Here is a 10,901-nt window from a genome sequence, read left to right as displayed (position 1 = left end):
TGGCGGGCGGGTCGGGGCGCGGGTTCGAAGTGCCGGCAGGTGGTGCACGCGCGCGTCACGCTGATCAGATGTTCGGCGTGCAGGCATTCCAGCAGGTCCAGGAGGGTTGCGAGCAGGTGCTCGCCGTCCGGGCGGGGGATCCTGGAGGTCGCTACCTCGACCGGGGCGGTCCACCGGGAGACCGCGTGCGCGGTCCGTTGGCCGTCGGCGGTGAGGTGTAGCCGGTAGTGACGCCGGTCGGCGGGGTCCTGCTGGCGGCCTACGAGCCCTTTGCGGCGCAGGGCCGCCACGGCGTCGCTGACGGTGGGGTCGGCCACGTCGAGTTCACGTGCCAGCGCGCTGGTTCGGGCCGGCGGGGGTGGTCCCGCATAGATGCGGGCGAGGACCCGAAGCTGGGTGGGGGACAGGTCGTGCGCCTCGGCCAGGCGGCGGGCGAGCACCTGCAGGGCCTCGCCGATCCGGTCGAGGGCGGCCACGATCTTCGCGTCGAGTCCGGGGTGGCGTTCCTCGGGGGTGCCGGGCGGCCTCACGCGCGCGGTCCGAACGCCGCGTGTATCGCCAGCACCGCTGCCTCCTGCCGTTGGGACTTTCCCGGGTTCGCGACGGCCGACCCGCCGCGAGGGTCGTAACGGGGAAGGTCGGAACCCGTGAGTGGACCTTAGCAATCCGATCCGCCCGGACCGGATCGTTAGGAGTCCTTGACATCAAAGGTCGCTCCGCACATAGTTCTCCTTGTCGACTGAAATTGTCGAGATAGCGGCCGATGCCGGGTTGGGCCGTGCGGCGCGGGAGCGTCGCCGGACCGGGCGGGTCCGGTCCGCGTCCGTGAGGGAACACCAAGGAGGCGAGCATGCCGAAGCTTGCCCGCAGTGACTGGTACGACCTTGCCCGCGACACCAACTGGTCGTTTGGCTATGTGTCCGAGCAGGACGTCTTCCCAGAGGAGCTGTCGGGGACGGGCCGGGTCTCAGCCGAGGGGTGGCTGGCCTGGGACGAGCCATACAAGATTACTTATCGGGAGTACGTGCACAACCAGGTGACGAAGGACACCACGACGTACTCGGTCAAGAACGCGATCGCCCGTTCGGCGCTGTTCGAGAAGCTCGACCCGGGATGGAAGTCGGTGATCCTGGCGCACTACGGCGCGATCACGATGCCGGAGTACCTCGCCTCCATCGGTGAGGCGCGGATGGGCCGGTTCGGGCGGGCGGCGGCGTGGCGCAATACGGCGACGTTCGGCACGCTCGACGAGGTCCGGCACGGCCAGATCCAGGCGTTCTTCCCCTATGGGTTGATCGGGAAGGAGCCGCGGGCCGACTGGGCGCTCAAGGCGTTCCACACGAACGACTGGATCGTGCTTGCGGTCCGGCAGCTGTTCGACGACATGTTCGTCGCCAACGACGCGCTGTCGATCGCGCTGCAGCTCACCTTCACCCTTGAGACCGGTTTCACGAACCTGCAGTTCCTCGGCATGGCGGCCGACGCGATCAAGGTGGGCGACCTGGAGTTCGGCTCGCTGATCTCCAGTATCCAGACGGACGAGGCCCGCCATGCCCAGCAGGGTGAGCCGACCATCAAGATCCTTGCTGAGGGCGGCCACAAGGACTGGGGCCAGTTCCTCATCGATCACATGTTCTGGCGGTCATGGCGGGTGTTCGCGCTGCTGACCGGCCTGTCGATGGACTACTACACCCCGCTCGAGCATCGGACGATGTCGTTCAAGGAATTCATCGAGGAGTGGGTGATCAAGCAGTTCTCCGACCAGTTCCGGGACTTCGGCCTGGAGTATCCGTGGTACTGGGAGGAGTTCGTCAACGAACTCACCTGGTACCACCACGCGATTCACCTCGGGGTGTGGAACTGGCGGCCGACGGTCTGGTGGAACCCGGACGCCGGCGTCTCGGCGGACGAGCGGGTGTGGCTGGAGGAGAAGTACCCGGGCTGGAACCGCACGTTCGGCAAGTACTGGGACGTCATCGGCGACAACATCCGCGCGGGGAAGGCCGAGGCCACCTTCCCGGAGACGCTGCCGTTGGTGTGCAATCTGTGCCAGCTGCCGATCGTGCGGGCCGCCGGCGTGGAAGCCGGCGCGCTGGCCTCGGCCGCTCCGCTGCGCCACACCCACGGGGGCCGTGACTACCTGTTCTGCTCGGAACCCTGCAAGTGGATCTTCGCGCGGCGTCCGGAGCGGTTCGCCGGGCACCGGTCGCTGGTGGACCGGTTCCTCGCCGGCGAGATCAGCCCGCCCGACCTCGGCGGCGTGCTCGCCTACATGGGGCTGTCGCCGGCCGAGCAGGGACAGGATGCCACCGGCTACGCCTGGGCGCAGGCCGCGGCGGCGGGCGCAACCGGCGCCAGGGCGGCACGGCGATGACGTCTTGGGCGCAGGTAACCCCCGGAGCGCAGGAGCACTCCCACGAGTACGTCCACGAGTACGTCCACGAGCACTCCGAGGGGGCCCGATGGCTCTGCTGCCGCTGAGCGCGGTTTTCGAACACGACTTCGTGTCGCTGCTGGTGGCGGTGGACGACGCCGACACCGTCGAGGTTGTCGGCCAAAAGATCGCTCACCACGTTGTGGGCCGGCGTCTGCCGGCCAGCGACGCGCCGGTGGGGGTCCGCCACAACGGTCAGGTGCTCGCCCGCGAGGCGCGCATCGGCGAGGCCGGCGTCGGCCCGCTCGACCATGTCGAAGCCTTCTTCGATGAGTAGCGCGTCGGCGGGTGGTGCGTCGGCGGGTGGCACCACAGTGGCGTGGACCGACGTCGCCTCGCTGGACGAGGTGTGGGAAGGCGATGTGCTCGAGGTGACCGCGGGCGCCGAGCAGGTGCTGCTGGCACACCTGCCCGGCGGGGCGCTACGGGCGTACCAGGCGGTGTGCCCGCACTCGCGGTTCCCGCTGGTCGACGGCGCCGTCGAGGACGGGGTGCTCACCTGCGCCGCGCATCATTGGGAGTTCGACCTGGCGACCGGCGAGAGCCTCAACCCGAGCGACTGCCGGCTGTACAGCTTCCCGGTGCGCGCCGACGGCGAGCGGATCATTGTCGGGATCCCGCCCGACGGCCGACGTCATTACCACCGCTGCCGTGGCGATGCGACCGCGGCCCCGACGGGGAGACGATTTTCATGACCGCCGACTCCAGCCGCCTGGTAGGCCCCATCGTCCGCGGATTCGATCCGGACGTCGTCGAGGCACTGCACGCCGCGATCGAGAAGGACAACCCCGACCAGACGCTGGTCGTGGAGGACCGCAACGGCTACGTGCGCATCAACGCGCCCCGCTTCCTGCGGGTTACCCGCACCAGCCTGGAGGAGGCCGCCGGCCGGTCCGTCCCGCTCGCCACCCTCGAACCCGCCCTCGCCGGCTTTGCCGGGCGGATGCGGTACGTGAGCGACGACGAACTCGTCTGGTACCTGGACCGGAAGGACTGAGGATGACCACCGCCCCCACGGCGAGGCCCCTGCGCACCTGGAGTGTGTTCGACGGGGCCCGCCGCAAGCCCAACGAGTACGAGACCGTCACCGGCCACTTCCACTACCATTTCGGGCGGCAGCCGGCCCCGTTTGACCTTGATCCCGACAGTCCGATCAACCGGTGGTACCTGCGCTACCGCGAGGGCTCGCCGCTGCGGGGCGTGGACTGGGAGGCGTTCCGCGACCCCGCCCAGCTCAACTACCGCCGCTACATCGCCCTGCAGCACGACCGGGAGATCTACGCCGAAGGTGTCGTCGACCACTTCGAGGCCCTCGATGCGGATGCCGGCCTGAACCCGGCCTGGGTGGGTGTCCTCGCGCGGCTTTACCTGCCTGCCCGCTACCTGTTCCACGTGCTGCAGATCACCAGCCTGTACGTCGGCCAACTCGGACCCAGCGCCTACGTCAGCAACGCCGCGTTCTTCCAGGCCGCCGACGAACTGCGCGCCCTGCAGTGGATCGCCTACCGGGCCAAGGCGCTGTCGTTGGTCCACGGCGCCGACCTCGCCGACAGCAGGGTCACCCGACGGTTCTGGGAAGACGACCCGGCCTGGCAACCCGCCCGAGAGGCGCTGGAGCGGTTGCTGGTCGCCTACGACTGGGCGGAGGCCTTCACGGCACTGAACCTCGTCGTCAAGCCGGCGCTCGACACCCTGCTCAAGACCGTCCTCGCCGACCTCGCGGACGCCAACGGCGACGGCCTGACCGCCCAGCTGCTGCGCGAGTCCGGCGTCGACGGCGCCCGCAGCCGGGCGTGGAGCGCGGCCCTGGCCCGCCACGCCATCGCCGGACGCCCCGACAACGCCGCGGTTCTCGCCGCCTGGGAAGAAAGCTGGCGCCCCCGCGCGGAGAAGGCCGTCGCGGGCTTGGCGGCCCTGTTCGACAACGCCCCGAACCCGGCCAACCCGGCCGAGGTCGCCACCACCGTCGCCGCGACCACCGCGGCGTTCCGTGCCTCCTGGACCGGCACGGCGGATCCTGCCTGAACCGGCGGATCCCGCCTGAACCTCCGGCCTCCACCACCGATCCGCCCCCGGGAAGGACCCATGTCCGTCACCGACGACTACCTGACCAACAACGCCGCCTACGCGAAGACCTTCGCCGGGCCGCTTCCGCTGCCGCCGTCCAAGCACATCGCAGCCGTCGCCTGCATGGACGCACGGCTCAACGTCTACGCGGTCCTTGGCCTGGGCGACGGCGAGGCTCACGTCATCCGCAACGCCGGCGGCGTCGTCACCGACGACGAGATCCGTTCCCTCGCGATCAGCCAGCGCCTGCTCGGCACCCGCGAGATCATCCTGATCCACCACACCGACTGCGGCATGCTGACCTTCACCGACGACGATTTTAAACGCTCGATCCAGGACGAGACCGGGATCAAACCGGCATGGGCCGTGGAGTCGTTTACCGACCTGGCCGAAGACATACGCCAGTCGATTGCGCGGATCAAGGCGAGCCCGTTCATCCCGCATATCGACGCCATCCGCGGTTTCATCTTCGATGTTGCCACCGGACTGCTCACCGAAGTCGCGTGATATCCGCCTGCCGCACCCCGCTGTTCAGCGCCTTCGAGTATCGACTCACCATTACCGGCATCATTATCGGTTCTTTCTGACGGCACCGTATTTCTGACGATGCCGTATTTCTGGCGACACCGGGCTTCGCCCGCCGTCGGGGTGCTTCGGGGATCCGTACCGTCGATCCGCGAAGCACCCCTGGGGGCCAGGTGGGTGGGGTCGGTGGGCGGCACCGGAGCCGGTGATTCCCACCGGCCCGACCCACCGGCCCCACCCGTCACCTGGTCAGTGGGTCAGCCGCGCTTGCGGCCGGACTCACCGAGAGTGATCTGGTCGCCGTTGACGATGCCGGCCCGGCGCAGCGCCTCGGCGATCGCGCCGTCCGGCACGCTGGATCCGCCGCGGCCACCGGAGCCCGCGCGGCCACCGGAGCCCGCGCGGCCGCCGGCACCGTTCCTGCCGCCGGCACCGTTCCTGCCGCCGGCACTGCGCCCGCCGGCGCCACCGCGTTCGCCACTCGCGGTGCCCCGGCCGCCATTCCGCCGATCATCATGATCACGGCTTCCGCCGCGTCCGGCGCCCGCACCCGCGGCTCCCCGCCGGTCACCCTCGCCGTCCCGGCGGCCCGGGCCCCCGGCACCGGCCTCGTCGTCCAGCCGCAGCGTCAGCGAGATCCGCTTGCGGGGGATGTCGACGTCGAGAACCTTCACCGTCACGATGTCGCCGGGCTTGACGACCTCGCGCGGATCGCTGACGAAGTTCTTCGACATCGCCGACACGTGCACCAGGCCGTCCTGGTGAACGCCGATGTCGACGAAGGCCCCGAAGGCGGCGACGTTCGTGACGGTCCCCTCCAGGGTCATGCCGGGGACCAGGTCCGCGAGCGTCTCGATCCCTTCGGTGAATGCCGCCGTCCTGAAGGCTGGCCGCGGGTCACGGCCGGGCTTCTCCAACTCGGCGAGGATGTCGGTGACGGTCGGCAGGCCGAAGGTGTCGTCGACGAACTCGCTCGGCTTCAGGGCTCGCAGGACCGCCCCGTTGCCGATGAGGGAGCCGAGGTCGCCGCCGGTCGCCGCGAGGATGCGCCGCACCACCGGGTAGGACTCGGGGTGCACGCTGGAGGCGTCCAGCGGGTCGTCCCCGCCGGGGATGCGCAGGAAGCCGGCGCACTGCTCGAACGCCTTCGGCCCGAGGCGGGGGACGTCCTTCAGGGCGGCCCTGGTCTGGAACGGCCCGTGCGTGTCGCGGTGGCGCACCACGCTCTCCGCGAGGCTCGCCCCGATTCCGGACACCCGGGTCAGCAGCGGGGCGGACGCGGTGTTGACGTCCACCCCCACCGCGTTCACGCAGTCCTCGACCACCGCGTCCAGGGACGACGACAGCCGGGACTCGGACAGGTCGTGCTGGTACTGCCCAACCCCGATCGATTTCGGGTCGATCTTCACCAGCTCCGCGAGCGGGTCCTGCAGCCGCCGGGCGATCGACACGGCCCCGCGCAGTGAGACGTCGAGCCCCGGAAGCTCCGCCGCGGCGTAGGCGGACGCCGAGTACACCGACGCCCCCGCCTCCGAGACCGTCACCTTCGTCAGCGACAGCTCCGAGTGCCGGCGGATGAGGTCCTCGGCGAGCTTGTCGGTCTCCCGGGAGGCCGTCCCGTTCCCGATCGAGATCAGGTCGACGCGATGCTCCCGGGCGAGCCGGGCCAGGGTGGCGATCGACTCGTCCCACCGCCGCGCCGGGACGTGCGGATGAATGGTGTCGGTGGCGACCACCTTGCCGGTCGGGTCGACCACGGCGACCTTCACTCCGGTGCGGTACCCCGGGTCGAGACCCATGGTCGCCCGGGTTCCGGCCGGCGCCGCGAGCAGCAGGTCACGCAGGTTCGCCGCGAACACCCGCACGGCGGTGTCCTCGGCGGCCGTCCACAGCCGCATCCGTAGATCGACGCCGAGGTGCACGAGGATGCGGGTGCGCCAGGCCCAGCGGACCGTGTCGAGGAGCCACCGGTCCGCCGGTCGGCCCGCGTCGGAGATCCCGAACGCCTCGGCGATCCGCGTCTCGTAGTCGGTCGGCCCGGGCGGCGGGGCGGCGTCCGGCTCCGCCGGCACGTCCGGTTCGAGGGCCAGGTCGAGGATCTCCTCCTTTTCCCCCCGGAACGCCGCGAGGATGCGGTGCGACGGCAACGAGGTGAACGGCTCGGAGAAGTCGAAGTAGTCCGAGAACTTCGCCCCCGCCTCCTCCTTGCCCTCCCGGACCCGGGATACCAGGACACCACGCGACCACATCCGCTCGCGCAGCGTGCCGATCAGGTCGGCGTCCTCGGCGAACCGTTCGACGAGGATCGCCCGCGCCCCCTCCAGCGCGGCACCCGCCTCGGCCACACCCTTCTCCGGATCGACGTAGGCCGTCGCCGTGGCGTACGGGTCGAGCGAGGGGTCGCCCAACAGGCTCTCCGCCAGCGGTTCGAGGCCGGCCTCCCGGGCGATCTGCGCCCTGGTCCGCCGCTTCGGCTTGAAGGGCAGGTAGATGTCCTCCAACCGGGCCTTGGAGTCGGCGGCGAGGATCTGCGCCGCCAGGGCGTCGTCCAGCTTGCCCTGCGACCGGATCGATTCGAGGATCGCGGCGCGCCGATCCTCCAGCTCCCGCAGGTAACGTAGCCGTTCCTCCAGCGTGCGCAACTGCGTGTCGTCGAGGGTGCCGGTCGCCTCCTTGCGGTAGCGGGCGATGAAGGGCACGGTGGCACCACCGTCGAGCAGGTCGACCGCCGCCGTCACCTGCCCCTGGCGCACGCCGAGCTCCTCGGCGATCCGCTGATGGATGGAACGCTGCGGGACAGATGTCGTCGTCACAATCCCTGATCCGCCTTCTCGTCGATCTTCGGTCGCCGGGCCGGGGCCGGCCGCGTCGTCGCTCGGGCGCCGCGCGGTGAGACCCGCGCCGACGCCCTGACTGCGAGACTACGGGTGATCACGAGGTTTTCCGCCCGCGGGCGGCGGTCCCGGTGCGCGTTCCCGCGTTCCCACGGCCTCCTGGTCTCGGGCGCCGGTCTCCTGGTCTCGGGCGCCGGCCTCCTGGTCTCGGGCATCGTCCCCGCGTGGCGCGGTCACGGCGGCGACCGGCCCGGCCCGGCGTGGTCCGCCCGGCCGGAGAACCGGTTCCGGGCTGGTCGGGTTGTTTCCGCTACCAGCTCTGACGAGCTGGGCGGTCTGATTGCGTTGCGGGGTATATCCCATTGGTTCGGCATGACCTACGATGTGCCCGTGCACACTGGGGACGGGGCTGCCGGCGCGGGCCGCGTGTATTCTCGGCATTCTGCCGCCGAGGTCGCGGTGAGTGGGCGGGTGGGTTCCCACGGGGGCGACCAGCGTTTTGCCGCGCCGGGGTGTGAAGTGAGCCACAGGAGCACCCTGGGCTACATCTGTGGCCCGGTCGCCGGTGGAAGTGGGGCCGACGGGATTCGGCACGAGGCTTTCCTGTATCAGGGCGACGCCGGTTTCCTCAACGCAACGCGCGATTTCGTGCTCGCCGGACTCGCGGTCGACGAGGCCGTCCTGGTAGCCGTGACACAGCCGCGGATACGCCAGTTACGCGCCGCCCTCGGTCGGGCCGCGCAGCGTGTCTCTTTTCTTGATATGGCCGAGCTTGGTCGTAACCCGGCCCGGATTATTCCGGCCTGGCAGGATTTTCTGGATCTCGGTGTCGAGCGCGGTCGGCTGGTACGGGGGATCGGCGAGCCGACATGGCTGGCCCGGTCCGGCCCGGAGCTGCGGGAATCCATGCTGCACGAGGCGTTGCTCAACGAGGCGTTCGCCGCGCCGCCGGCGTGGCGGCTGCGGTGCCTCTATGACGTGGGCCGGATCGGCTCGGCGCTCGTTGACGAGATCTGGCGCACCCATCCCGCGGTGGTGGAGGGCGGGCTGGGCCGGATCAGTTCCCGGTATCGACCGCCCGGGCCCGCCGTCGCGGGTCCGGGCCCCGACCCGCTGGCCGAGGCCCTGCCGGACCTCGGCGTTCCCCGCGTCGAGTTCGCCTTCGGCCCGCGCGACTTGGGGCACGTCCGCGCCGAGGTGATCCGGGTCGCCCTGGCCTGGGGCCTGGGCGCCGAGCGGACCGGCGAGTTCGAGCTGGCCGTGCACGAGGTCGCCACGAACAGCGTGCACCACGGCGGGGGCCATGGAGCGGTCCGCCTCTGGACGGACGACGCCTGCCTGATCTGCGAGGTCCGCGACGGCGGCCGGCTGTACGACCGGTTGGCCGGACGCCGCCGCCCGGATCTGTCCCTGGGCGGCGGCCGCGGGCTGTGGCTTGTCAACCAGCTGTGCGATCTTGTCCAGCTCCGGTCGACCCGGGTTGGCACGACCGTGCGGATGTACATGTACGCCTAACGGGGCTTCGCCCCAGCCCGGCCGGGTCCGGCTCGCCGGCCGGGTTCGGTGGGCCGGGCAGGTTTGATGGGCCGGGCAGGTTTGATGGCGGCGGGGCCGACGCGGGAAGTATGGCCGACCCTGCACCGCCCGGCGGCCGGATCCTAGCCCCCGGACTGTCCGGCAACCTTGTCCAGGACCGCGGTGTGCAGCTTGCGGACGCCGATGGGGGCGAACGCGCGCTCGAAGAAGCCGCCGACACCGCCCGCACCGTCCCAGGTCGTCGTCGCCGTGACCAGGCTCTGGTCCGGCCCGGAGCCGGGGACGATGTGCCAGCGGGTGCACAGCGAGGAGTTCTGGTCCGCCTCGACGAGAGTGCTCGCATCGGGGACGGAGACGGTCGCGTCGATCTGACGCACCCGCTTGCGGGTTGCCTGGAGCCGATAGGCGATGCGGGTCCCGGCACCGTGGCCCCCCGCCAACACCCGGTACTCGGAGACGTTCTCTGGCCAGGCTCGGGCGCGGGCGCCCTGGTAGTCCGCGAGCTTCGCGACAACCTGCTCGGGGGTGCCCGGCACGACCCGCCTGACGACGACCTCGATCTGTCCCACCAGCTCCTCCTTCCTCGCTCCGGCCGGCTCTCGGCCGAAGTCCGCGTTCCTCCCGGCAGCCGTGCTCGTCCGGGAGAGAACCCGTGGAGCCACGGGCGGGCCGCCAGGCTCGCGTGCCCCTGACCGTCTCATCTGACCCGTAGTCCGTCGCCCTCGCCCGTCGCGCTTCCCGGCTTGACGGGCGCCGAGCGGCGCAGTTGATTACTTGGAGTTACAGTCGGCGAGCAGGTGGACGCCCACCAGAGCGGCCAGATCGCGCGCCGCCGGGCCGAGTGTGGCGAGCGCCGCCGAGAGCGTCGGGGACCGCTACCCCGGGTCGATCCCGCAATGCCGCCGGAGCCGGAGGATGAACAGCAGAATCACGAGCAGAGCCGCCAGCCCGGCGGCGGACCCCGCCGCCCGCGGGTTGCCGGCGGCCTTCTGCCGGCCGGCCGTGAGGGCGCTGCCCGCGGTGTCGCGCACCTGGCCGGCCTTCGCCGCTACCTGCGGGTGCGCCTCGAACTGCTTGTGCACGGTCTGCGTGGCCGTACCCGCGGCGCTGCCGGCCGTCGCGCGGGCCTTCTGTGCGGTCACGGCGAGCTGCGGGTGGGCGTCAAGCTGCCGGCGTACGGTGGCCTTCGCCTGATCCGCCGTGTCCCGGGCCTTTTCGGCCGCGATCTCCGTCGTCGCTGCGACCTTCGGGCGGACCGCCTCGGTCGCCGTGGTCACCCGGCGTTTGATGTCCTGGGCGGTGCGACCGGCGACCTTCTGCGGGCTGACCCGGTCGGCGAGCTGGTCGAGGTCGCTGCCGAGCCGCGCCCGGGTCGCCTCGATGTCGGACCGGATCTTGTCCGGACTCGTGCTTGTCACTGCGAACCTGACCTTTCTGATGCTTCTGCCGGTGGTTCCGCGGAAACACGGGGTGGTGGGCGGCACGGGAGTGGCGACACGGGGTGG

At 70.8% G+C, this 10,901-nt stretch carries 11 protein-coding genes; 7 read left to right on the top strand and 4 right to left on the bottom strand.

All coding sequences use genetic code 11. The features are described from left to right. The coding region (locus AC08OO_RS19645; RefSeq protein WP_476618867.1) for a MarR family winged helix-turn-helix transcriptional regulator at nt 1–530 on the bottom strand (530 nt) is incomplete at its 3' end. A 320-nt stretch (nt 531–850) separates the two neighbouring features. Between AC08OO_RS19645 and AC08OO_RS19640 the strand changes: the two genes are divergently transcribed. The 6 genes from AC08OO_RS19640 (at nt 851) to AC08OO_RS19615 (ending at nt 5,008) form a co-directional block, all read left to right on the top strand. Further along, a complete protein-coding gene (locus AC08OO_RS19640) occupies nt 851–2,374 on the top strand; it encodes an aromatic/alkene/methane monooxygenase hydroxylase/oxygenase subunit alpha (RefSeq protein WP_476611426.1) in 1,524 nt (507 codons plus the stop codon). An 88-nt stretch (nt 2,375–2,462) separates the two neighbouring features. After that, nucleotides 2,463–2,711: a toluene-4-monooxygenase system B family protein gene (locus AC08OO_RS19635; RefSeq protein WP_476607837.1), complete on the top strand. Its 249-nt coding sequence runs from the start codon at nt 2,463–2,465 to the stop codon at nt 2,709–2,711. After that, a complete protein-coding gene (locus AC08OO_RS19630) occupies nt 2,704–3,129 on the top strand; it encodes a monooxygenase system ferredoxin subunit (protein ID WP_476607836.1) in 426 nt (141 codons plus the stop codon). Before AC08OO_RS19635 ends, AC08OO_RS19630 begins: the two co-directional genes overlap by 8 nt. After that, nucleotides 3,126–3,431 carry an MmoB/DmpM family protein gene (locus tag AC08OO_RS19625; protein ID WP_011434683.1) on the top strand — a complete coding sequence of 102 codons (306 nt, stop codon included), beginning with the start codon at nt 3,126–3,128 and terminating at the stop codon, nt 3,429–3,431. Before AC08OO_RS19630 ends, AC08OO_RS19625 begins: the two co-directional genes overlap by 4 nt. Before the next feature lie 2 nt (nt 3,432–3,433). Next, complete coding sequence (locus tag AC08OO_RS19620; RefSeq protein WP_476611427.1) at nt 3,434–4,459, top strand: aromatic/alkene monooxygenase hydroxylase subunit beta; 1,026 nt, start codon at nt 3,434–3,436, stop codon at nt 4,457–4,459. Nucleotides 4,460–4,519: 60 nt separating this feature from the next. Further along, complete coding sequence (locus AC08OO_RS19615; protein ID WP_476611428.1) at nt 4,520–5,008, top strand: beta-class carbonic anhydrase; 489 nt, start codon at nt 4,520–4,522, stop codon at nt 5,006–5,008. Nucleotides 5,009–5,283: 275 nt separating this feature from the next. Here the strand turns inward: AC08OO_RS19615 and AC08OO_RS19610 are convergent, their stop codons facing one another. Then, complete coding sequence (locus tag AC08OO_RS19610) at nt 5,284–7,839, bottom strand: Tex family protein (protein WP_476611429.1); 2,556 nt, start codon at nt 7,837–7,839, stop codon at nt 5,284–5,286. A gap of 411 nt (nt 7,840–8,250) precedes the next feature. Here AC08OO_RS19610 and AC08OO_RS19605 point away from each other — a divergent pair, with 411 nt between their 5' ends. Beyond that, a complete protein-coding gene (locus tag AC08OO_RS19605) occupies nt 8,251–9,375 on the top strand; it encodes an anti-sigma factor RsbA family regulatory protein (protein ID WP_476618866.1) in 1,125 nt (374 codons plus the stop codon). Nucleotides 9,376–9,518: 143 nt separating this feature from the next. On the opposite strand, the gene AC08OO_RS19600 is transcribed toward AC08OO_RS19605, so the two are convergent. Then, the gene (locus AC08OO_RS19600; RefSeq protein WP_476606921.1) at nt 9,519–9,965 is read right to left on the bottom strand and encodes an SRPBCC family protein; all 447 of its coding nucleotides are present in this window, start codon (nt 9,963–9,965) and stop codon (nt 9,519–9,521) included. A gap of 306 nt (nt 9,966–10,271) precedes the next feature. After that, nucleotides 10,272–10,814, bottom strand: coding sequence for a DUF3618 domain-containing protein (locus tag AC08OO_RS19595; RefSeq protein WP_476611846.1), 543 nt, complete (start codon nt 10,812–10,814; stop codon nt 10,272–10,274). Nucleotides 10,815–10,901 lie beyond the last annotated feature (87 nt).

This window comes from Frankia sp. CeCAU1, from assembly GCF_977971845.1.
Note: the sequence above shows the minus strand (reverse complement) of the source record. Positions and strands in the feature narration are given on the sequence as shown.

What these genes read in the sequence shown, in the direction of transcription:
- AC08OO_RS19640 (WP_476611426.1), top strand. Translation starts at nt 851, where the DNA reads ATGCCGAAGCTTGCCCGCAGTGACTGGTACGACCTTGCCCGCGACACC.
- AC08OO_RS19635 (WP_476607837.1), top strand. Translation starts at nt 2,463, where the DNA reads ATGGCTCTGCTGCCGCTGAGCGCGGTTTTCGAACACGACTTCGTGTCG.
- AC08OO_RS19630 (WP_476607836.1), top strand. Translation starts at nt 2,704, where the DNA reads ATGAGTAGCGCGTCGGCGGGTGGTGCGTCGGCGGGTGGCACCACAGTG.
- AC08OO_RS19625 (WP_011434683.1), top strand. Translation starts at nt 3,126, where the DNA reads ATGACCGCCGACTCCAGCCGCCTGGTAGGCCCCATCGTCCGCGGATTC.
- AC08OO_RS19620 (WP_476611427.1), top strand. Translation starts at nt 3,434, where the DNA reads ATGACCACCGCCCCCACGGCGAGGCCCCTGCGCACCTGGAGTGTGTTC.
- AC08OO_RS19615 (WP_476611428.1), top strand. Translation starts at nt 4,520, where the DNA reads ATGTCCGTCACCGACGACTACCTGACCAACAACGCCGCCTACGCGAAG.